This window comes from Microcoleus sp. B3-D7, assembly GCF_036705305.1.
In the GTDB taxonomy this organism is placed as follows: Bacteria; Cyanobacteriota; Cyanobacteriia; order Cyanobacteriales; family Microcoleaceae; genus Microcoleus.
In genome coordinates, this window is sequence record NZ_JAUBUE010000068.1 from 1 (window position 1) to 23210 (window position 23210).

General features: G+C 44.3%; 15 protein-coding genes and 2 pseudogenes. 16 read left to right on the forward strand and 1 reads right to left on the reverse strand.

The window, feature by feature from the left end:
• The first annotated feature begins 281 nt into the window (after positions 1-281).
• From QUB25_RS27445 to QUB25_RS27475, 7 genes are all read left to right on the forward strand, one after another.
• On the forward strand, positions 282-848 hold the full coding sequence (locus QUB25_RS27445) for a photosystem I assembly protein Ycf4 (RefSeq protein ID WP_333188298.1): 567 nt from the start codon (positions 282-284) through the stop codon (positions 846-848).
• A gap of 176 nt (positions 849-1024) precedes the next feature.
• Complete coding sequence (locus QUB25_RS27450) at positions 1025-1810, forward strand: peptidylprolyl isomerase (protein ID WP_445251990.1); 786 nt, start codon at positions 1025-1027, stop codon at positions 1808-1810.
• Between the two features lie 218 nt (positions 1811-2028).
• On the forward strand, positions 2029-3300 hold the full coding sequence (locus tag QUB25_RS27455) for a beta-ketoacyl synthase N-terminal-like domain-containing protein (RefSeq protein ID WP_333188303.1): 1272 nt from the start codon (positions 2029-2031) through the stop codon (positions 3298-3300).
• 335 nt (positions 3301-3635) lie between these two features.
• Positions 3636-4745, forward strand: a complete 1110-nt coding sequence (locus tag QUB25_RS27460) for an ATP-binding protein (protein ID WP_333188305.1) — start codon at positions 3636-3638, stop codon at positions 4743-4745.
• A 181-nt stretch (positions 4746-4926) separates the two neighbouring features.
• On the forward strand, positions 4927-6804 hold the full coding sequence (mutL, locus tag QUB25_RS27465) for a DNA mismatch repair endonuclease MutL (protein WP_333188307.1): 1878 nt from the start codon (positions 4927-4929) through the stop codon (positions 6802-6804).
• 168 nt (positions 6805-6972) lie between these two features.
• Positions 6973-7797 carry a transglutaminase family protein gene (locus QUB25_RS27470; protein ID WP_333188309.1) on the forward strand — a complete coding sequence of 275 codons (825 nt, stop codon included), beginning with the start codon at positions 6973-6975 and terminating at the stop codon, positions 7795-7797.
• 307 nt (positions 7798-8104) lie between these two features.
• Entirely contained in the window at positions 8105-8791 is a 687-nt protein-coding gene (locus QUB25_RS27475) for an alpha/beta hydrolase (protein WP_333188312.1), read from the forward strand.
• A gap of 153 nt (positions 8792-8944) precedes the next feature.
• On the opposite strand, the gene QUB25_RS27480 is transcribed toward QUB25_RS27475, so the two are convergent.
• Positions 8945-9409, reverse strand: a complete 465-nt coding sequence (locus tag QUB25_RS27480; protein WP_333039545.1) for an SRPBCC family protein — start codon at positions 9407-9409, stop codon at positions 8945-8947.
• Positions 9410-9556: 147 nt separating this feature from the next.
• Between QUB25_RS27480 and QUB25_RS27485 the strand changes: the two genes are divergently transcribed.
• The 9 genes and pseudogenes from QUB25_RS27485 to QUB25_RS27525 all read left to right on the forward strand — a co-directional run.
• Positions 9557-10495: a transposase gene (locus QUB25_RS27485; RefSeq protein ID WP_333188315.1), complete on the forward strand. Its 939-nt coding sequence runs from the start codon at positions 9557-9559 to the stop codon at positions 10493-10495.
• A 362-nt stretch (positions 10496-10857) separates the two neighbouring features.
• Positions 10858-12534, forward strand: coding sequence for a mechanosensitive ion channel (locus QUB25_RS27490; RefSeq protein WP_333188318.1), 1677 nt, complete (start codon positions 10858-10860; stop codon positions 12532-12534).
• 111 nt (positions 12535-12645) lie between these two features.
• Positions 12646-13044 (forward strand): transposase, encoded by a 399-nt coding sequence (locus QUB25_RS27495; RefSeq protein ID WP_333188320.1) that lies wholly within the window; start codon positions 12646-12648, stop codon positions 13042-13044.
• A gap of 13 nt (positions 13045-13057) precedes the next feature.
• Positions 13058-13336, forward strand: a complete 279-nt coding sequence (locus QUB25_RS27500) for a hypothetical protein (RefSeq protein WP_333188321.1) — start codon at positions 13058-13060, stop codon at positions 13334-13336.
• Between the two features lie 529 nt (positions 13337-13865).
• Positions 13866-19910 carry an AAA family ATPase gene (locus tag QUB25_RS27505; RefSeq protein WP_333188322.1) on the forward strand — a complete coding sequence of 2015 codons (6045 nt, stop codon included), beginning with the start codon at positions 13866-13868 and terminating at the stop codon, positions 19908-19910.
• 9 nt (positions 19911-19919) lie between these two features.
• Entirely contained in the window at positions 19920-21419 is a 1500-nt protein-coding gene (locus QUB25_RS27510; RefSeq protein ID WP_333188325.1) for a response regulator, read from the forward strand.
• A gap of 642 nt (positions 21420-22061) precedes the next feature.
• Positions 22062-22244: a hypothetical protein gene (locus tag QUB25_RS27515; RefSeq protein WP_333188327.1), complete on the forward strand. Its 183-nt coding sequence runs from the start codon at positions 22062-22064 to the stop codon at positions 22242-22244.
• A 3-nt stretch (positions 22245-22247) separates the two neighbouring features.
• Positions 22248-22972: pseudogene (locus tag QUB25_RS27520) on the forward strand (IS1 family transposase).
• A 16-nt stretch (positions 22973-22988) separates the two neighbouring features.
• Positions 22989-23168, forward strand: a pseudogene (locus QUB25_RS27525) (hypothetical protein); the annotation flags it as partial.
• Positions 23169-23210 lie beyond the last annotated feature (42 nt).

Here is a 23210-nt window from a genome sequence, read left to right on the forward strand (position 1 = left end):
GATCGCGTTTGAGCCAGTCGTCGAGGACATCAAAGATGCCTCTTTCGGTCTGGGCGCGTCCGACTGCGATTGTCATTGCGGTAAAATCCTTTTGCTTGTTAAAAGACCAAGGTTTCTAATTAAAGTTAACATAACTATATATTAGAAGTTCAGAATTTTTCAACATAATTAGCAGGTGTTGATACACAATCCCGATCGGTCGCTGACGCGATCGCGTCAGCGAAGCGTGACGCTCGGTGGACTAATTGAATTAAGATTTGGCTTTAAGGCTGTTTAATTTTATGACTGCAAAAACAACGACCTCGATCGATTCTGTCCTGCGCTACCCGGTTTTGGGCTCCCGCCGCTTCAGCAATTACTGGTGGGCGACGGTGGTCAGCATTGGAGGGACTGGTTTCCTGCTGTCGGGCATTTCCAGCTACTTGCACGTTAACCTGCTGCCTTTTGCTGACCCGACTCAGCTCATTTTCATCCCCCAAGGCATTGCGATGGGTTTCTACGGTGTCTGTGGCGTGCTGTTGGCACTCTACCTGTGGCTGACTATTCTCTGGGATGTCGGTGGCGGTTACAGCGAGTTCGATCGGCAAAGTGGTAACATTCGGATCTTTCGCTGGGGTTTTCCCGGCAAAAACCGCAAGCTTGATTTTACTTGCAAGATATCGGACGTGCAATCTGTGCGGGTAGACATTAAAGAAGGTCTCAGTCCCCGCCGCAGTATTTATCTTAAGCTTAAAGACCGCCGTCAGTTTCCCCTGACTAGAGTCGGACAGCCGATTGCTTTGTCGCAAGTGGAAAATCAAGCAGCCGAATTGGCTCGATTTTTGCAAGTTCCCCTAGAAGGACTTTAGGGATTTTTGATTTTCGATTTTCGATTGGTAATGTCTCGTAGGGTGCGCAATGCGCACCAAATCGATAAATATTGGGTGAGCACGAAGCGGTGCAAATTATCCCTGGTAAATCGATAAGTCTAGGGTGCGCATTGCGCACCTTACATCATTGAGTGAAAGTGAAAGTGAAAATACAAATGCAAATGCAAGTCAAAATTCAGCGGTGGTTGTTCTCACTTTTAATAATTGGCGCGTTGTTTGTCGGAGGATGCGGTAATTCCCCTGTGGCAAACTCGACTCCCACATCGAATCCGGCGTCGGGTGAAAATATTTCTTTGTCTCCGTCTCCGTCTCCTGCTGCGGTAGCGGCGAGTTCGCAATTTAGCAATTTGCCACGATTGGAAGGAAAAGCAACGGTGGTGATGACGGTTAAAGGTGCTCCAATTACGATCGAACTCGACGGCACAAATGCGCCAATTACTGCGGGCAATTTTGTCGATTTGGTTCAGAAAGGAGTCTACGACGGGCTGGTATTTCACCGAGTAGTTCGGGAACCTCAGCCTTTTGTAGTTCAAGGCGGCGACCCCCAAGGTAAAGACCCTAAATTCCCTACGGCGCGGCTGGGAACTGGTGGTTTTATTGACCCAAAAACTACTGCCGAACGCAGGATTCCTCTAGAAATTAAAGCTAAAGGTGCTGCAAATCCGACTTACAGCGCGACGCTACAAGAAGCTGGGGTTAAGGAGAAACCCGTGTTGATGCACAGTCGGGGGGCGGTTGCTATGGCTCGATCGCAGAGTCCTGATTCGGCTTCTTCTCAGTTTTACTTTACTTTGACCGATGTACCGTTTTTGGACGGTAGCTATGCGGTTTTTGGGTACGTGAAGCAAGGAATGGATGTGATTGATAAGATTGAAGCGGGCGATCGCATTGATAAGGCTACTGTTACTCAGGGTTTGGAAAATTTTAAGCCTGTTCAGTAGTCAATAGTCAGTCGTAACTCCTCATATCAATTCCGGTTGCACGATCGAGATGATTGTTGACTGTTGATGGTTGACTCGATTTTATTATTCCGATGCAACCGGAAACGATATCAGTTGTTGCTCGTTGCTTAGTAGTTAATAATTAGTTCCAATCATAAATAACTAATAACTAATAATTAATAACTAATGACTAAAAATTTTGGAAGCTGAGGGCATTTGTGGATGTTGTTGTTACGGGAATCGGGCTGGTTTCTGCTTTAGGCACTCTGGATTGTAGCTGGAAAAGATTGTTGTCTGGCGAATCAGGAATTAGGCAACATCAACCTTTTATAGAACTTGAACGGCGACCTTTGGCTTTAATTGGCACAAAACCTGTCGATTTAATGAGTTTAATTCGACAGGTTTTAATAGATGCTGTGCAAGATGCTAATTTGACTTTGCCTTTGCGCGATTGCGGGATTGTGATCGGTTCTAGCCGAGGCTTCCAGGCAAATTTGGAACTGTTGGCAAGCGAAGGAAGTTCGGCAACGAGCAATGTACGGGATGTAACGGATGGAAGAAAGACGGAAGTTGGAAGAAGTCTGAGGGAATTGGGAAGAGGGAAGTCGCAAGAAGCAAGGGAATTCCCAATTACCGATTCCCACTTCCCAATTCCCAATTCCCAATTACCGATTACCAATTCTCAATTTGTGAATTTTTTGCCTCACATGGGGGCGATCGCAGCGGCGAGGGCAATTGGTTCGACGGGGCCGGTATTGGCACCGATGGCTGCTTGTGCGACGGGTATTTGGTCGATCGCCCGCGCTGTTGATTTAATCCGCACCGGTGAGTGTCAGCGGGCGATCGCAGGTGCTGTGGAAGCGCCTATCACACCGCTGACTCTGGCTGGATTTAGCCGGATGGGTGCTTTGGCAAACAATGGATGCTATCCCTTTGATGAAAATCGGGAAGGCTTTGTTCTCGGTGAAGGCGGGGCTTTATTTGTATTAGAATCTGCCGAGTTGGCAAGGCGTCGTGGCGCTAAAATTTACGGTCGAATTTCCGGTTTTGGCTTGACAAATGATGCTTGCCATGCTACTGCGCCGGAGCTGGGGGGAGAAAGTGCGATCGCGGCGGTAAATCAATGTTTGAAACGCAGCAATTTAGCGGCGATTGATATAGATTTTATTCACGCTCACGGTACTGCAACTGAGTTAAATGACCGACACGAAGCACTGTTAATTGAGAAGTTATTTCACCCAGGAGTTGCTGTTAGTTCGACTAAGGGGGCGACGGGTCATACTTTGGGAGCTTCGGGAGCTTTGGGCGCAGCTTTTTGTTTGATGAGCATTAAATATCAGATGTTGCCGCCTTGCGTGGGAATGAAAAAACCGGGGTTTGAATTAGATTTTGTTCGCTGTGCGCGATCGGCTATTGTCAGAAATGCGGTTTGTTTAAGTTTTGGCTTTGGCGGGCAGAATGCTGCGATCGTTTTATCGGGCGATCGTTAATTTTTGTAAACTCTGTCGATCAACATTTAAATTACACGATCTCTCTACAGTTAAAATCTTCTGAGGTGGCCGAAGACCCCCCCCACATCTAATTTTCATCTAAAAAATAGTACAATACTTATGTATTTTAGTCAATTAACTGAGAATTTTGGTGAGATTACTGCTGCTGCTATGCTAGTCTCGCTCTGCATCCCGACGCTGATCCTTGCGTCAAAGCCTAGGAGGCTAGAAAAGAGAGGCAGATTAAAGCTGTATTGTATTTTATTAACGCACCGATGGTGAGCGGCGAAAATAGAAAAAAGAAACTGTTTAAATTAAGCTTTAGGTATTTTCACATGGATCTGGCATCTCATCGATTTATGTCTTATTTTGAACCAGAGCAAGCTGCTCACCTTTGCCAAATAGCTGTTTTGGAGAGTTTTGATGAGGAAACGCTGGTTTTTGAAGAAGGAGAAACAGCGGATTTTTTCTATCTAGTTTTAGAAGGTAAAGTCGAGTTTAGCAAGCGGCTTGAAAAAAATAAATATCAAACTGTTGCTGTGGCTAAGCCAGACGATTATTTTGGCGAACTCGGAGTTTTAGACGGAGAGCCTCGCAGTGCTAGAGCTGTGGCAGTTGCAGGCTCGACTTTGGCCAAAATAGCCCGTGAAGAACTCATAGCAACTCTCCAGTTTGCTAAAGGCAGTTCGGTACTCCAAATGTTTAGTTTCATTACTAAAAATTTACGGGATACCACGGATCAATATGTTAGCCAGTTGGTACACAAACAAAAAATGGTATTGGTAGGAGAAATGGTGAGTACAATTATTCACGATTTCAAAAGTCCTTTTACCGGCATTAAACTCTCCAGTGAAATGCTAAAAGAAATGCACCCAGATGAGGAAACTCAGGAGTGGTGTGAACTTATTCAATTGCAGGTTCATCGAATGTTGGGGATGGCTGAAGAAGTTTTAGAATTTTCGAGAGGAAATTCTGTATTTAATAAGAAACCAATTAATTTAATTCAGACGTTGCAGCAGTTTGAAAAGTTGAACAGAGTTTATTGTGAAGCAGCAAAAGTAGATTTAGCAGTACGGGTGACAGAAGTAATAGTGGAAGCGGATGAAAATAAGATTTTGCGCGTTTTACAAAATTTAGTTGGGAATGCTGTTGAGGCTTTTGGCGGAAGAGGGGGTCGGGTGGAGATTGCGGTGACACAAAGTGAGGAGTGGGCCGAAATTAGCATTTACGATAACGGCCCCGGCATTCCACCGACAATTAAGGAAAAGTTATTTGAACCATTTGTGACTTATGGCAAGCGGACTGGTACTGGGTTGGGAACGGCGATTGTTAAGTCGATAGTGGAGGCTCACAAAGGAAAAATTAGTTATGAGTCAGAGGACGGAAAAGGCACAACTTTTTACATCCGCTTGCCGAAAATCATGGTTTTAGCAGAGCAAAATTAAGTAGGTAGGAAGATGATACTTAGGACTTTCTAACTCAGCATCAGAGAATTAGTTGATGAGTAGATATCTTGTTATCAAACAATATTTTTCTAATAAACCGGGTTTAAGAGCGTAAGCCCTAATACTGTGTAGCGACTTGGAGAATCAAGTATAATTGAATTAACGAACTGCTAAAAATTTGATGCCAGTTACTATTCAAACCTTACCCACAGAAGTTATCAATTTAATTGCCGCCGGCGAAGTGATTGACTCGATCGCCGCTGCGGTACGAGAATTAGTTGAAAATTCTCTGGATGCTGGCGCAACTCGCATCGTTGTTTCTGTCTGGCCGGAACATTGGCGGGTGCAAGTTGCAGATAATGGTACGGGAATGGATCTGGAAAATTTGCAGCAGGCGGCTTCGCCTCACAGTACGAGCAAAATTACCACTGAAGCAGACTTGTACAAAATTGATACTTTGGGATTTCGTGGGGAAGCTTTGCACAGTTTAGCTCAGTTAGGCTGTTTGGAGGTTTTGAGCCGATCGAATGATTTGGGATTGGGGGATTTTTCGGAAAATCCCGAGTCGGCGCAAACTCCCGCCAAATCATCGTTTAACAAGGGGGAAGTTGAAAATGCTCGATCGGGCTGGCGGGTGGTTTACAACAACGCGGGCGAAGCTGTGGAGGTGGAAACAGCGGCGATCGCTCCGGGTACGGTGGTGACTGTTGATAATTTGTTTGGCAATTGGCCTGTGCGCCGCAGTTTTTTGTCGCCGGCACAGCAAATGCGATCGATCCAATTAACTCTTCAACAAATTGCTATTTGTCACCCGCATGTTAATTGGCAGTTGCGTCAAGGAAACACGCCTTGTTTGCACGTAACTCCTGGTAGCACAGCGGAACAACTTTTACCTCAATTCGTGCGCGGTGTGCGATCGAGCGATTTGCAGTATTTAAAGTTAGATTTGCCGGCGAGTCCTCAAAATCAGAAAGCAGCAAATTTATTGATAGAAACTCAACTTGTTGGAGCTACAGTTAAGCCTAATTACCAATTACCAGTTGCCAGTTCCCATTTCCAAAGGCCCAATTCCCAGCGTTTGGAGTTAGTAATTGGTTTGCCGGATCGGTGTCACCGCCGGCGGCCGGATTGGGTGAAAGTTGGGGTAAACCGGCGAGTTGTGCGATCGCCCGAATTAGAGCAAACTATTCTCAGCGCCTTTGCCCGCACTTGTCCGCGCGATCGCTATCCCGTGTGTTTTGTCCACCTCCAAATCTCCCCTTCGGAAATCGACTGGAACCGCCACCCCGCTAAGGTTGAAATTTATCTGCATGATCCGAGTTTTTGGCAAGCACAAGTTAGCGCGGCAATTGCTCGTGCTTTGCATTTGAACGATGAAGTTTTGCCGCCTGCCCCAATTCCCGAACGAGTGGGAAAATTGCTGAAGGCATCGGAACAAAAAAGTGCTTACAGTGTCGGGATTTCGGCTAGGCAGAATGATGAAGACGGCGAACAGGAAAAAGCTAATCCAATAGGATTGATGGAATTGAGGGCGATCGCTCAAGTTCACAATACTTACATTGTTGCCGAACATTCCAGCGGAATGTGGTTGGTCGAACAACACATCGCTCACGAGCGCGTTTTGTACGAGCAATTGTGCGCGGCTTGGCAGCTAAAAAGTCTAGAAAAACCAGTTATTCTCAGTCAATTATCTGCGCTGCAAATTGAGAATTTATCCCGCTTGGATTTGGAAGTAGAAAGTTTTGGCGAACAGCTATGGGCTGTCCGTGAAGTTCCTGAATTGTTAGCCGAGCGAGATGACTGTGCGGATGCGCTTTTTGAACTCAGTAAAGTCGCAGATTTACAAGCGGCTCAAGTTGCGACTGCTTGCCGTAGCGCTATGCGAAACGGTACTCCTTTGAGTCTTTCCCAAATGCAAAATTTGTTGGATGAATGGCAGCAAACTCGCAATCCGCGCACTTGTCCTCACGGCCGCCCTATCTATTTTGCTTTGGAAGAATCGACTCTGGCTCGGATTTTTCGCCGCAGTTGGGTGATTGGTAAAAGTCATGGGATTTGAAGGTTAAAAGTTAAGCTGTAAGGTGCGCGTTACATACAAGACTGTTTTTTTTGAACCGCAGAGGGCGCAGAGAACGCAGAGAGGAAGAGAAGAGAGATGTTTTTAATATTTTTTTGGGCAACTGGATATTCGTATAAAATGTCAATTAAAATCAAATAAATCATAAATATGGATTTTCCGATCGCCCGACAACTCTTTTATCGAGAAATAAATCAGCCTGATGGCTCGATCGACCTGGCGAAAGCTGCTCTTTATATGGCTTTGGAAGAATACCCAAATTTAGAGCCAGAGGAGTATCTCAACGCTCTCGACACGATCGCAGATGAAGTGCGCGATCGCCTGCCGGCACAGAATTATCCGCTGCGGATTATTCAAACTATTAACGGCTATTTATACGGGGAGTTGCAGTTTGCGGGCAATGATGTTGATTATTACGACCCCCGCAATAGTTTTTTGAATGAAGTCATTGATCGGCGTACTGGCATTCCGATCTCTTTATCTTTGGTTTATTTGGAGGTTGCTAAGCGCATTGATTTTCCGATGGTGGGAATTGGGATGCCAGGACATTTTTTAATTAGACCGGATTTTGAAGATGCTGGTATTTTTGTTGATGCGTTTAACGGCGGCGAGATATTGTTTCCTGAAGATTGTCAAGCCAGACTTTCTCAAATTTATGGTCAACCTATGGAGTTGCAGCCGGCTTTTCTCGCCCCGGTAAGTCGCCGACATTTGTTGGGGCGAATGCTGGGAAATCTGAAGGCGATTTACTTGCAACAGGGAGATGCTTCTAGGGTACTCTTGGCGACCGAACGGATTTTGCTGCTGTTTCCCGATGCGCTGGGGGAACGGCGCGATCGCGGAATTCTCTATTATCAACTGGGACGCTTGGTCGAAGCGCGCCACGATTTGGAACTATACCTGAGAAATGCTCCGAATGCTCCTGATGCTGCTAGAATTCGCCAATTGGTCGATCGGCTCGATCGGGATATGTGAACTTAAATTCGGTATCGATCGCACACTATAAGACCTATTCAAGCGACACTCAATAAACTGCTGCCCGACGACCCAATTTCGCTTTTATAATTTTTGCAACGGTATCTAAGATTGTCAAACGGGTAATCATAACATATTAATTGTCAATTAACACCTATCTTTTGATAGGTGGAATTTGCGGGACATGACTGTAAAGTTATAGGTCATTTACGGAAATCCCGAGTCCACTTTTCCGACTGATACCCGCACAGATACCTGCACAGACGACCGATCGAAAAAGTATTTTGACGTAAAGAGGCACAAACTCATGAACTTTCAGTTTCAACAAGGTTATCTCAACGGAATGCAACCGCTGTCAGCCCATTTAACCAAAAGAATGTCAAAGTCTTTATCATTAGGTTTGGCGCTTTTGCTGGGAACAAGTGCAGTATTCCTAAGCAGCGGCAAAGTCTTTGCATTAGATAATGTTACCGTAAAATACGGTGCTGTTGACGTAACATTACCGATGAGCGACTTGCAAAGCTTTGCACAAACCGGTCAAGCATCATCTCAACTACAAAGCGTTCTGAGTCTTGCGAAACAAACTCCCCAGTCGATGCGCGAAATATTAACGCGAGAAGTGCCTTTAGATTCCCAATTAGTAGCGCGGCTAGCAAGCACTTATTTTGGGGAAATTGTTTTTAAACAATTGGGCGAGGTTGCTTATGCGCCGAGTGCTCGGCTTCAAAGCGTGCCGGCACTGCGCGATGCTTTAGTCGCCGCTTCCAAAGATGGCAAAATATCGCTGATTGAATTGATGCAAAATTACAGCCCTGCTGCTTTAGAAGTTGACGGCAATCAAGCGATGGTTATTTACGAACGAGTGATTAAAGATGTGCAAGATTTGCAAGCTTTGTATCAGAATTCCCCGGCTTTGCAAAATACGGCTAACCAAGCCGTGAATTCGGCGAGAGAAATGATTTGTCAGCCCACTCCATCGGGAAATGCGAAATAAATAACTGAAGTTGGAGGGAATGGGGAATGGGGAATTGGGAATTGGTGCTTTTTTTCCTATTAGCTCTAGCTTTCAGCTATTAACAATTACTCATCACCCATTACCAATTCTTCGGCTACGCGAGGGTAAAAGTTCCCAATTACCCATTATCCATTACCCCTTACCCATTCTTTGAGATAGTTGCTCGGCTACCCGCTTGAGTCGGCGGAGTTGGTCTTTCATATCTTTTTCTGTCCAAGGGGCTGCAAAGCGATTGAAACCAAATCTAATTAAACGATTGGGAATTTGAAATTCAAAGCGGTTAATCAAGAGAGTTCCTTGGATTTGCGGCTGGCATTCCCAGCGATCGCATCCTTTGAAAAATCCGTCAAACCCCCAAACAATTAAACCGGGTTGTCGCTCCAACACAACACTCTCTAAAGAGGGTTGCAAAACCGGAATTTTTATGATAAATAAGCTGCGACTTCCTACGGTAGTATCCCATTCGCCCTGGGGATCGCAGCGTAGCAGGGGATTGAGCCACTTGTGCATTAAAGTGCGATCGACTATACATTGCTCCACCAGAGTAGCAGCAGCGCGAATTTCAATGGATTGCTCGAAAACTTGACGAATTGACATGAGAACCTGCAACAAGGAGGGTATTACAAAACTTTGCTTACTTGATAGTCCTTTATTTACTTGTAACGTCAATTTTCCCAGAAATTAAAAGATTGACACACTCATAAATACAGTGTATCATCTTGAAATAAAGTATATATACTGATTATGGAGTTAGTCGAAAGGCACATCATTAAACCAAATCATAGGTTTTATCGAGAAGCCGATAGACTGTCTTTGCTTTGCAAAAATATTTACAATAGCGCTAATTACATCTACCGTCAAAACTTTTTCGCTCGCCAACAAACAAACGCTCTGGCTGTTTATCACGCGCTCAAAACAAGTCATGATTACAAATCACTGCCTGCAAAGGTAGCACAAAGCACCCTCGGCTTAATGATCAAAGCATGGACTAGCTACTATCTGGGGGCGCGAAACTATCAGGAAGACACCACTAAATTTAAAGCCGCCCCGAAAATCCCTCATTATAAAGGTTCAAGAGAGCGAACAAGAGAGGAGGGGCGCTATGTTGTTGTATTTAATTGTCAAGCTGTCAGCAAAAAAGCCTTAAAAAAAGGATATTATCGTTCCTCTGGGACTAATATTTGGTTGCCCTCAAAAGTCATCTCGCTTCTGGAAATCCGGATTGTTCCCAAAGTAGGTTGTTATGTTGTCGAGGTGTTCTCTGAAAAGTTAGAACAGCCTTTACAAATTAATCAGAGAGTAGCTGCTATAGGTTTAGGATTAAACAATCTGGCAACATTAACCTACAATGTTCCTGGGTTAGTACCGACAATCTACGAGGGACAGGGTGTTAAGTCAAGAAACCAATACTGCAATCAAGTTTCATCGGCATTGAAATCATTGCTGCCCGTAGCGCAAAAAAACCGTAAAAAAGTCGCCCAATTGTGGCACAAGCGTAACTGTAAAGTGGATTACTACCTCTACACGACGAGTTCCGCAATTATTAAAGGACTGGTTAATCATCAAATGGGCTTGCTGGCTATAGGCGGGAACGATGATTTTAAAGATGGGATTAATACTGGTAAAGTTAATAATCAAAATTTTCCCTGTATTCCCCATTGCCGGTTTGTGCAAATGTTGTAGTACAAAGGACAACTTGCGGGAATTCAAGTTGGGTTAGGTGAGGAGAGTTACACCTCCAAATGTTCAGCTTTGGATTTGGAACCAATTTAACAACATTCCGACTACATTGGCAGTAGGGTAAAAAGAGGATTGTTCAGAACCCAAACTGGACGCTTCATAAAGGCCGATGTAAACGGTTTTTTGAATATTGGCCCAAAAGCAGTAGGAGATGGGTTGATCCCAAATTCGATAGAGGGTTTTGTAGTTAACCCAGTACATTAAAAGTGTACAAATATTAAATTTAGGCGATGCCTAGATTTTTTGGAACTATTATTAAAGTTTCGTCTTCTCCTTGTCAAATGTGACGTTAACCTGAGAAAAAAATGAATGAAACTTGGCAAGAAATAACTCAGCCGATATCGGGCCCCATAGCGGCTTTGTCTGATCGCATTTTGGCCCAGGCCCCGCCCGGGAATCCGCTGACAGATGCCGAACGCGGAATTAACAATTTCCTTCAGGGCTCAAACATTGAAAATCTCCTCTGGGCAGTCGGTATCCTGCTAATTGGCTTGATAGTATCAGCCCTCGTCTCATCTGTAGTCGGGGGATTGCTCAAGAAGACTACGATCGACAATCGGTTGGCTGCTTGGATTACCGGCCGACCGGAAGGAGCTGGAGCCCCGCAAGTGGAAAAATGGATTTCCGCAGCGGTGTTCTGGATCATTTTTATCTTTTTCCTAATTGCCTTTTTCAACCGCCTGAATCTAACGGCTGTCTCGCAACCCCTCAATACTTTTCTCAATCAAATTACCGGTTTCTTGCCGAAGTTAGCCGGCGCGCTAATTTGGTTGGGGATTGCTTGGGTGTTGGCAACTGTAGCCAAAATGGCCGTATCGCGGGCGATGCGGGCTTTTAGCGTGGACGAGCGCTTGAATCAGGAGGTGGGCGCAGCGCCCACTGAGCGCCCTTTGCTGCTGAGCGATACTGTGGCCAATGCGCTGTACTGGTTCATTTTTCTGCTGTTTTTGCCACTGATTCTCGACTCACTGGAAATGCAGCAGGCTCTGCTGCCGGTTAATAATTTACTCAACCAAATTCTGGCGGCAATTCCGAAAATTTTGGAAGCTGTGCTGATTGGGTTTGTGGGCTGGCTACTGGCTATGGTGGTGCGGCGGATTGTCACGAATCTGTTGGCCGCTGCTGGGGCGGACGGTTTGGGCGCTCGGTTTGGAATTTCGCGGACTTCGGGCGGACAATCGCTGTCGTGGATTGTCGGGACGATCGTCTATGTTTTGATTTTGATTCCAACGGCGATCGCAGCTCTGAACGCTTTGGACATTCAGGCGATTTCGCAGCCGGCAATCGCGATGCTCAACACGGTTCTGGGCGCGCTTCCCAACATTTTTACAGCAGCGCTAATTCTGGGGGTTGCTTACTTTTTGGGTCGCTGGATCAGCGATTTGGTGACTAATATCCTGACGGGAATTGGCTTTAACAATGTCTTTTCTTGGTTGGGAGTGCAACAGCCGAAACAGCGACTGCGGCTACCGCCGAGTTCGATCGATCCGGAGGCAACGATTCTTCAGGAACCGGAACTTCCGGTCCGCACTCCTTCTGAGTTTGTCGGCATAGTGGTGCAGGTGGGCATCATGCTGTTTGCTGTGGTGGCTGCTACCGATGTGCTGCGGATTCCAGCGCTGACGGCGATTGTTAGCGGTATTGTCCTGGTTGCAGGTCGGGTGCTGGCTGGTTTGGTGGTATTTGCGATCGGCTTGTATTTGGCGAATCTGGCCTTTAGTTTGATTGCCAGTTCTGGAACTCGCCAAGCGCGGCTTTTGGGTCAAACGGCTCGGATCGCGATTATTGCTTTTGTTTCGGCCTTGGCGCTGCAACAAATGGGCATTGGCAGCGATATTGTGAATTTGGCTTTCGGGTTGCTGCTTGGGGCGATCGCAGTTGGCATTGCTCTAGCTTTTGGTTTGGGCGGGCGCGAGATTGCGGCCGACCAAATTCGCGAATTGTTAGCGTCGTTTAAACAAGATAAGACGCCACGTTTGTAATTCTATAAAATGGCGTTTGTACTTGACAAACGCCATTTTTTATACTTTTGATTAAATACAGTAGATTCCACGTATATATGATACAGTGTATTTAGTACATAAGCGAAAGAAATGAAACCCTATTCGATCGAGTTGCGTGAGAAAATAGTTAAAATCTATGAACAAGGTGATACATCAATTAGGAAAATAGCCGCCAGATTTGATGTGAGTAAAGGGTTTGTTCAAAAAATTTTAAAACAAAAACAAACGACTGGTCATGTTCAACCCGGAAAACAGGGTGGAAGCGCCAAAAGTGTGTTAAACTCGCGCCGGACGGAATTGACCCAGATGGTAGAAAAATATCCGGATAGCACGTTGTCAGAATATTGTGAATATTGGCGTTTGAACTACAAGGAAGCTGTCAGTCCTAGCATGATGTGTCGTGAACTACAAAAACAAAATTTGACGCGAAAAAAAAGACCATACGCAGTAGTCAGTCTGCCACTGAAAGAAGTACCTTCTGAGGTGTGAATATTGGGAAAAGGTGAAAAAAATTGACCCTGACAACCTGGTTTTTTTGGATGAAATTGGCGTTTTATTGGGGTTTACACGAACCCATGCACCTTCAAAATGTGGTCATAGAGTCTACGATTTAAAACCCTTTTATCGGGGTGCAAAAGTTACAGTAGTCGGAGCCATCAGCTTAAAAAAAGTAGTAGGATTAAGAACCATAAATGGATCAATGGAGTGTCAGGCTTTTGAAGTCTTTATTCAACACTTTTTAGTCCCCAACTTAGGGGATAGTACAGTCGAAGTGAATTGATAATATACCAGCTCATAAGTTGGCGGTAATTGAACCATTGATTCCAGCGGCTGGTGCCAATGTCCTGAATTTATCACCCTATTCTCCGGATTTTAATCAGATAAAATTATGGTGATCACAACGGAATTTTTTTTACATCCGTTCTCACCAACAACTACCAAGATGGTTGACGTAATACTTGCTACGGCGCTTGATTTGGTCAATACCAAGCACTTCAAAAACTGGTTTACAAGCTGCTGATACTGTACTTCATAAATCTGGAATACGCTGTAATTATCAGCAACGGGAAAACACTCGCTCGACACCCCAACAGAAAGTGCAGCCGACTAATCCCTCAACAAACACCCAAAACGCGCATTGAGGCACTACAGTTAACAACACAATCTCATGAGACCAGGATGGCCAGAAGCGAAACATGAGCTCACTTTTGTTGAGTAAACTACTATGTTACAATCAGCTCTAACAATAATTAAGTTTTAAAACCGGCCTTAACCTCACGCTCAATTTCCTTGCGCTCCGTAGAATAACAATGACTCTCAACTTAGTTGGCTATCAATTCGTTGAAACCCTCCACAGCGGGATAAGAACTTCAGTCGATCGCGCTCGGAAGGATTCGGACTTTTCCAGCGTGATAGTCAAAAGGCTAAAGGCTGAGTATCCCACTCTTTCTGACATCACCCGCTTGCGACACGAATATCAAATCCTGCACAGCTTGAACGTAGAATCGATTGTCAAAGCCATTAGTTTAGACAGCTATAAAAACGGTTTAGCACTGATATTAGAAGATTCAGGCTCCGAGTCTCTCAACGATTGGATGAATGGTAAAAAACTCACACTCATTCAATTTATTTCTTTGGGTCTCCAGCTTGTCTCTGCCTTAGCAGAACTCCACAAACATAACATTATTCATAAAGATGTAAAACCACAAAATATTATCATCAACCCAGCCACTGAAAAAGTTAAACTTATTGATTTCAGCATCGCTTCGCGCCTGGAGCGAGAAAATTCGACGCTCAGCCATCCAGATTTGCTCGAAGGCACACTCGCCTATATGTCGCCAGAACAAACTGGCCGGATGAATCGGTCAATTGACTACCGCACTGATTTTTATTCACTAGGCGTTACCTTCTATGAAATGCTCACAGGCGAGTTGCCCTTTAATTCCACAGACCCGCTGGAATTGGTACACAGCCATATTGCCAAAACACCCATTCCCCCTCACCAGCTAAATCCTGAAATCCCACCACAAATTTCAGCGATTGCGATGAAGTTATTAGCTAAAAATGCTGAAGACCGCTACCAAAGCACTGAAGGACTAAAATTTGACTTAGAAACTTGCTTGATAAAACTACAGGCTAGCGGATATATTTCCAACTTTGTTGTTGGAAGTGCGGATAAAGCAGGGCAATTAAATATACCGCAAAAGCTCTACGGTCGCAACCAAGAAATTGAAAAACTTCTAGAAACTTTCGAGCGCGTTGCCAGTGGCACAACCGAATTAATGCTGGTTTCCGGTTATTCCGGGATAGGCAAAACAGTTTTGGTCAATGAAGTTCACAAACCCATTGTGCGGCAACGAGGCTATTTTATTGCAGGTAAATTTGACCAGTTCAAGCGCAATATTCCGTATGCTTCCCTGATTCAAGCATTCCAATCCTTAACTCAGCAACTTCTAACCGAAAGCGAAGTAGAAATCCAAACTTGGAAAGAAAAACTTTTATCCGCTTTAGGCGATAACGGACAAGTCATCATTGATGTTATCCCTGAAGTCGAATTAATTATTGGCAAACAGCCACCCGTAGCAGAACTAGGGGCAACTGAAGCTCAAAACCGTTTCAGCCGAGTCTTTAAACAATTCATTGGCGTATTTACGACTATTGACCATCCCTTAGTTATCTTCCTCGATGACTTGCAGTGGGCGGATTCAGCATCGTTGAAGTTAATTGAATTGCTAATAACTGATTCTGATAGCAAGTATTTATTGCTGATTGGGGCATATCGAGATAACGAAGTTTCTCCAACTCATCCGACGATTCAAACAATTGACAAGATTCGCCAAACTGGTGCGACGGTGAATAATATTGTCCTTCAACCATTACACCTAGTTCATGTCGAAGAATTAATTGCGGATACTTTAAATGAATCTGGCGGTTCGGAATCCCTGTCTGTAAAGACGCTAAATTTCGCGTCTCTACTTTTTAATAAAACGCAGGGCAATCCTTTCTTCTTAAGTCAACTCCTCAAAACTCTATATCAAGAAGATTTGTTGACTTATGATTTATATTCTGGCGTGTGGCAATGGAATATCGAGCAAATTCAAGCGATCGGCATCACCGATTACAATGTTGTCGAACTAATTGCTAGAAACATACGCAAATTGCCCGAAGATACACAAAAAGTATTAAAATTTGCTGCTTGTATTGGCAACACTTTTAACTTAGAAGTTTTGGCGATTGTCAATCAGGAATCTTCCTTAGTCACGGCAGCGCAATTGTGGGCAGCACTTCAAGCTGGGTTGATTTTACCTTTGAGCAATGAATACAAAATTCCCCTCGTATTTAGTCAGGAAGAATCGGGCGGTTTTACCTTAACTGATGTGAAGGTTGACTACAAGTTTTTACATGACCGAGTGCAGCAAGCTGCCTATTCTTTGATTCCCGATGATCAGAAAAAAGAGACTCACTTAAAAATCGGTCAACTGCTGCTGCAAAGTACAACGCCTGAAGACCGAAAAGAAAATATTTTCGCTTTAGTTAACCAACTCAATTATGGTACTGACTTACTTACCAATGAATCCCAAAAATATGAACTAGCCCAATTGAATCTAATTGCAGGTCAGAAAGCGAAAGCTGCTACAGCCCACGATTCCGCCGTCAAATATTTGCAAGTGGGTTTATCTCTGTTAGCGGTAGATAGTTGGGACAATCAATATGAACTGGCTTTAAGGCTGCATGAAGAAGCAGCAGAGTCAGCATATTTGAGTGGTGATTTTGACCGAATGCAGAGATTCGTTGAGATAGTACAAAACTGCGCCAAAACGCTATTGGACATAGTAAAAGTGTACGAAGTCCAGATTCAAGCTTATATGGCGCAGAACAAGCTGGTCGAAGCATTGAATACGGGGCTGCAAGTCTTAAAGCAGTTGGAGGTAGAGTTTCCCGACTCGCCAAACCCATCTGATATTGGGCAGGCGCTGGGGGAAACTGCGGCAATTTTGAGCGGAACTCGAATTGAGGACTTAATCGATCTTCCTGAAATGACCGATCCTTATCAATTAGCAGCGATCAGGATTTTGTCAAGTATATTTTCTGCTTGCTATTCTGGAATGCCCGTACTGGTGCCTTTAACAGTGTGCAAACAAATCGATTTATCCGTTCAATATGGCAATGCTTCTGTGTCTCCCTTTGCGTATGCGGTATACAGTCTTCTTCTTTGCGGGGCGGTAGGAGATATTGAGCGGGGCTATGAGTTCGGTCAATTAGCTTTACGTCTAGTGTCAAAGTTAAATGCCAAAGAAATCGAAGTCAAGACTTGCCACTTAGTGTATGCTGCCGTTCAACATTGGAAAGAACACGTCCGAAATACCTTAGAACCTTTCCTGGCAGCTTTCTCTACTGGGCTCGAAACTGGAGATTTAGAATATGCTGGCTATGCCGTCATGGTGTGGAGTCATTACTCGTTTTTTGTGGGCAAGCAACTAATGCAGCTCCAACGAGAGATAGCAACTTACACAGATGCCATTCATAAAATCAACCAAGAAACAGCGCTTAATAATACAAAAATCTGTTGGCAAGCCGTCTTAAACATGATGGGAAGAAGCGAAAATATATGCCAGTTAAAGGGGAAAATTTACGACGAAGATAAAATGCTGCCGCTATATCAGCAAACCAACAACCAACTGGCAATTCATTACTTATACTTGCACAAACTTGCGCTGTGTTATGTGTTTGAGAATTATGCGGAAGCTTTAAAAAACATCCCTCAAGTAGAAAGTTCTTTCGGATCGTCTACAGGGCAGCTAACTGTTGTTATCTTCTATTTCTACGATTCTCTAGTACGGCTAGCTGTGTATCCTGAAACTTCGCAGTCCGACCAACAGGACATTCTTAACCGAGTACAAGCCAATCAAGAAAAATTGCAAAAATGGGCGCATTATGCCCCAATGAATCATCTACATAAATTCTATTTAGTAGAGGCAGAAAAAAATCGTGTTTTAGGCGAAAAAGTAGAAGCGATCGAGATGTACGACACAGCGATCGCTCTTGCCAAAGAAAACGAGTATATCAACGAAGAAGCATTAGCTCACGAACTCGCTGCTAAATTCTATTTTTCATGGGGTAAAGAAAAGATTGCCCGCACCTACATGACCGATGCTTATTATGCCTATATGCGCTGGGGAGCTTTAGCTAAAGTTAAACATCTAGAAGAAAAATACCCGCAATTAATAGCGCGATCGCCTGTGGTCACCGAAACCCCTTTCAATCCTATGAGGACAATTCCTCCTTTGACCATTACAGGGGGTCAAACAGAGTTGCTAGACTTGGCAACTGTAATTAAAGCATCTAGTGCAATTTCTAGCGAAATTGTTCTACCTAACTTGCTCACCAAGTTAATGAAAATTTTGATAGAAAACGCAGGCGCTGAAACAGGAGCGCTTATTCTCTCAAAACAGGGTCAACTTCTTATAGAAGCGGCGGGGACTAAAGATCAAATCCGAGTGCTAGAATCTTTGCCAGTATCAACTTCTGGGCAAGTTCCTATCTCGGTACTTAATTACGTCACCAGAACTCAGAAAGATGTGGTTTTAAATGATTCGAGCCGCGAGGAAATCTTTAACGCCGACCCCTACATTGCCCAACACAAACCAAAATCAATTTTGTGTGCGCCTATCCTATCTCAAGGTAAGTTAAGTGCCATCCTGTACCTAGAAAACAACGTGATTGCTGGCGCTTTCACGCCGAAGCGGGTAGAAGTGTTGCGGATGCTATCGGGACAAGCTGCGATCGCCTTAGAGAATGCCAACCTCTATCACACTTTAGAAGTCAAAGTAGAAGAGCGAACCGAGGAATTAAAAGCCAAAAATACGCGCCTAGAAGTAGAAATTCAAGAGAGACAGCGAGCCGAGCAAGCCGCCGAAGCCGCAAACCGCGCCAAAAGCCAATTTCTCGCCAACATGAGCCACGAACTTCGCACACCGCTCAACGGCATTTTAGGTTATACCCAAATCCTCAAACGAGACACAGGTTTAACCAGTCAGCAAAATTCTGGTATTAACATCATTCATCAGTGTGGCGAACACCTCCTAACTCTGATCAATGACGTTCTAGACCTCTCCAAAATCGAAGCCGGAAAAATGGAACTATACCTCACCGAGTTTCACCTGTCAGACTTTCTCCAAGGCATTACAGAAATCTGCCAGATTCGCGCCCACCAGAAGGGAATCTCTTTGATTTACGAACCGCTAACTCCACTTCCCACTTGCGTCCAAGCCGATGAAAAAAGATTGCGGCAAATTCTCATCAACTTACTCGGTAATGCCATAAAATTCACCGAAAAAGGAGGCGTTAGTTTTAAAGTAGAAAGACTAGAGACTCAGCAATCTTTGTCATCACCAATCGCCAATCCCGAATCCCTAACAGCGAAATTTATTTTCCAAGTAGAAGATACAGGCATTGGCATCGCGCCGGACGAACTCTCAAAAATATTTTTGCCCTTCGAGCAATCCAGCGGTTCAGTTAGCCAGATAGAGGGGACAGGATTAGGGCTGCCAATTAGTCGCCAATTAGTGGAAATGATGGGCGGCGAACTGAAAGTACAAAGCTCTTTAGGTAAAGGCAGTATTTTCTGGTTTGAGTTAGAGTTGCCTATTACGGAAAGCTGGGAAGGGTATAAAAAAGAACCTGAAAAAATTATCAGGGGTTTCTCAGGCGATCGGCGGAAAATTTTAGTCGTTGACGATCGCTGGCAAAATCGCTCTGTCCTCGTTAATCTTTTAGCTCCCATTGGGTTTGAATTAATGGAGGCAACGGACGGTCAAGACTGCGTGAATAAAGCGCTGTTATTTCAACCGGACTGTATTATAATTGACTTAGTAATGCCAGTCATGGACGGCTTTGAAGCGGTGAGGCGGCTCAGAAAAATCCCTCCATTGAAGGATGTAATCGCGATCGGAACTTCTGCTAGCATTTTATCCGGCGAACCCCAAAGCATTTTCCAGGCTGGTTGCAACGCTTTTCTCCTCAAACCAATTCGGGCAGAAAAGTTATTAGAATGCTTGGGCCACCATTTACGTTTAGAATGGGTTTATGATGAGCGAACAACTTTCAGTTCAGAAGGTATCTTCACCCATCCCCCTTCTCAAATCCAAGACCAACAACTGATTGCTCCCCCTTCGGAAGAAGTTGCAGTCCTGTTCGATTTAGCCATGAAAGGTGAACTCCTCAGTATTGAGAAGCGAGCCAGCAAGCTGAAGGCAATAGATATGCGTTATGCACCTTTTGCCAATCAGTTGCTTGAATTAACCAAAAACTTTGAAGAAGACAAATTAGTAGAATTTGTTCAACAGTTTAGATGAGGACTAAAAATGACTAGCGAATCTTTAGACAGAGGAACTATTTTAATTGTGGATGATACGCCCACTAATCTGGGTTCAGTATTGGATTTTTTGAGTACATCTGGCTTCACTGTTTGGGTAGCTCGCAGTGGGTCTAACGCTCTCAAAAAAGTGCAATATTGCCAGCCGGATTTAATTTTGTTGGATGTTCTGATGCCAGAAATGGACGGATTTAAAACCTGTCAACATCTAAAAGCAAATGACTTAACTAAAGATATCCCAGTCATTTTTATGACCGCGCTGGACGATACAGAAAGCAAAGTCAAAGGCTTTAATGTGGGGGGAGTTGATTATATTACTAAGCCCCTTCAACAGGAAGAAGTTTTAGCTCGGGCTATCACGCACCTGAATCTGCGAAATCTAACTAAAAAGCTTCAGGCGCAAATTGTAGAGCGCGAGCGAGCGCAAGCCGACCTACAAATTTTGACACAAGAGCTAGAGAGGCGAGTAGAAGAGCGCACCGCTGAACTTTCCCAAACGAATGAACGCCTCAAGCAGGAGGCTGCTGAACGCAAGCTTGCACAAGCAGCTTTGCAAGCATCGGAAGCGCGAGAGCGACACAAAGCCCTACAGCTCGAAAATTCCCTGCACGAACTCAAGCAGGTGCAAAGCCAGCTCATTCAGAGCGAAAAAATGTCCGGGCTAGGCCAACTCGTAGCTGGCGTCGCCCATGAAATCAATAATCCAATTAATTTTATTTATGGAAATCTTTCCTATGCTCTGGAATATTCAAAAACTTTGGTCACTATCCTTGACCTCTACGAAAAGCACTATCCTAATCCGGCTCCAGATATACAAGCAGAAATCGTGGCAAGCGAGCTAAATTATCTCAAAGACGACTTGCCTAAAATGTTCAAATCGATGTACTTAGGAGCCGATCGCATCCGCGAAATCGTTTTATCTTTGCGCCTCTTCGCACGGCAAGAAGGATATGAAATGAGATCGGTCAACCTTCACGAAGGCATTGACAGCACGCTAATGATTTTACAGAGCCGACTAAAATTTAAGTCAGACCGCCCCTCGATTGAAGTGGTGCGGGACTATTGCCCAAACCTGCCTGAAGTGGACTGTTATGGGGGAGAAATGAATCAGGTATTTATGAATGTACTTGCAAATGCGATCGATGCTATTGACGAGTGGAACACGCAGAGATCGCTAGAAGAAATTAAAGCGAATCCTAGCGTGATTCGGATTAGCACAGAAATAACCAGCAACAATTACGTAGCTGTCCGAATTGTGGACAATGGGCCAGGGATATCGGAAGAGGTTCGTCGCCACGTATTTAACCCGTTTTTTACGACAAAACCCCCCGGTAAGGGCACAGGTATTGGGCTATCGATTAGCTGGCAAATTGTAGTGGAAAAACACCGGGGAAGCTTGGGGTGTATTTCTGCACCAGGCGGGGGAACAGAGTTTACTATTGAGATTCCGATTCGGCAGGAGTCTCCTGTCTTGTCGCTGTCAGCTTGATGTTCTGCAAAAAGTTAGTGAATCTATGGGGTTGATTTTTTAGAACAATTTCAGGATAGCAAGTTAAAAAATTTAGGGGCTATCGCGCTTCGATGTTACTCTCTAACCCACCACTGATTTCTCACCTACAGAATGAAGTATTCGGGTGCGATAGCCCTCAAAAAAATCCACCTGTAAATAATCTGGATTTTTAACAAATTGGAGTTTAGACTAAGCACGTCTTAAAGCGCGGTTAGATTTCAAATTAAGAACGGCAATGGTCGCTGGTGAAGAGGTATGAGGCGAGGCTCAACCACTAGCATAGATGCCGACGACCGTTGACGTTCTCTTCGGCTGACAACCTCACAAAAAACTGTCTGCGATAGTTTCAACAGACAGTGTAAGGGTAGAAAATTGAGAATTTAGCAAAAAATCTCAAATCTACCTGCCATCTCTGTTTGAACAATTACGGGAATTTCGTCAACTTGCTTATGAATGTCTCGGCAATGCCTGCATATGCCACCTTTGAACTAGCAGACGCGATAATGACGACGCGCCACGTCTCATTTCTACGAAATTTAGCCCTACATCCTTTATTTCGGCGTGAGTGGTCCAGCGTCTACGAAGCGCTGCAAGATTGTAGAACCGCCCCTTGACCAATTGATGCAACTATACATCCAGCAGATGTCACAAGTAGAACGTCCAGTATTAGCGATCGATCATACAGCATGGTTAAGACCCCATGCACCTACCCTCAAAGAACGTACCTATGAACATCAACCCACAGCCTTACCTCACGGCATACCTGTTGGTATCGGTCAAGGTATTAGGGCGTTGCTGAGTTAGAGTATGAATAGGAGGAATAATTTATGCAATGCGAGCGAATGTAAATCAACCCATATCCGTAAAAACGCCAAGAAGAAAGGAAAACAGAATCACATTTGTGTCCAATGTGGTCGTCAATTCATCAATGAGTATGAGCCCCAGCGAGGTTATAGCGAAGCCATCAAACGTGATTGCCTAAAAATGTATGTCAATGGTATGGGTTTACGGGCGATAGAACGAGTTAAGGGTGTTCATCATACCACAGTAATAAATTGGGTAAAACAAGTCGGAAAACAGTTGCCAGATGTTTATGACCCTGAAGTCATTCCAGAAGTTGGTGAGCTCGATGAATTACAAACTTATGTAAAAAAAAACAGACAAGATATGGCGAGCGACGGCGGTTGACCACTTTAAACCAGGAATTTTAGGATGGGTATTAGGGGATCATAGCGCTAAGACATTTGAACCATTATGGGACCAAGTAAGTGCATGGAAATGCTATTTTTATGTAACTGGTGGATGGTCTGTATATCCCATGTTTATTCCTGATGGTGAGCAAATTATTAGCAAGACTTATATGACCCGAGTAGAAGGGGAAAATACCAGACTAAGACATTACACAAGCTCGGCTACATCGTAAGACTCTTTGTTATTCTAAATGTGAGGAAATGCTCAAGCATTCTATTAAGTTATTAATACATTACTTGAAGTTTGACGATATTCCCATTCCTGGGGCATTCATACCTTGATTCAGCAACGCCCAAAAATCTACAACTACTTCACCGACATTGCCACGATGAAAAGACAGCCAACGATGGAAGTCTCGGCAACAAATCTGGCTGTAATAGCGCCAAGCCTAAGCCCGTCAAATCGGGTAAGAGAGGTACTCATGAAAAGAGCCTTATCCCTCTTTTGTCACTCTACGCAGAGGAAAAGTGGAAATAAGGGATATTGAGGTTTTGAAAAATTGAACGAGTTAAATTATTG

Excerpts from the sequence above, each read along its gene's own strand:
- QUB25_RS27460 (WP_333188305.1), top strand. The coding sequence starts at position 3,636 with ATGGATCTGGCATCTCATCGATTTATGTCTTATTTTGAACCAGAGCAA.
- QUB25_RS27490 (WP_333188318.1), top strand. The coding sequence starts at position 10,858 with ATGAATGAAACTTGGCAAGAAATAACTCAGCCGATATCGGGCCCCATA.
- QUB25_RS27495 (WP_333188320.1), top strand. The coding sequence starts at position 12,646 with ATGAAACCCTATTCGATCGAGTTGCGTGAGAAAATAGTTAAAATCTAT.
- QUB25_RS27505 (WP_333188322.1), top strand. The coding sequence starts at position 13,866 with ATGACTCTCAACTTAGTTGGCTATCAATTCGTTGAAACCCTCCACAGC.
- QUB25_RS27475 (WP_333188312.1), top strand. The coding sequence starts at position 8,105 with ATGAACTTTCAGTTTCAACAAGGTTATCTCAACGGAATGCAACCGCTG.
- QUB25_RS27470 (WP_333188309.1), top strand. The coding sequence starts at position 6,973 with ATGGATTTTCCGATCGCCCGACAACTCTTTTATCGAGAAATAAATCAG.
- QUB25_RS27450 (WP_445251990.1), top strand. The coding sequence starts at position 1,025 with ATGCAAATGCAAGTCAAAATTCAGCGGTGGTTGTTCTCACTTTTAATA.
- QUB25_RS27480 (WP_333039545.1), bottom strand. The coding sequence starts at position 9,409 with ATGTCAATTCGTCAAGTTTTCGAGCAATCCATTGAAATTCGCGCTGCT.
- QUB25_RS27515 (WP_333188327.1), top strand. The coding sequence starts at position 22,062 with ATGCAACTATACATCCAGCAGATGTCACAAGTAGAACGTCCAGTATTA.
- QUB25_RS27485 (WP_333188315.1), top strand. The coding sequence starts at position 9,557 with ATGGAGTTAGTCGAAAGGCACATCATTAAACCAAATCATAGGTTTTAT.
- mutL (WP_333188307.1), top strand. The coding sequence starts at position 4,927 with ATGCCAGTTACTATTCAAACCTTACCCACAGAAGTTATCAATTTAATT.
- QUB25_RS27445 (WP_333188298.1), top strand. The coding sequence starts at position 282 with ATGACTGCAAAAACAACGACCTCGATCGATTCTGTCCTGCGCTACCCG.
- QUB25_RS27510 (WP_333188325.1), top strand. The coding sequence starts at position 19,920 with ATGACTAGCGAATCTTTAGACAGAGGAACTATTTTAATTGTGGATGAT.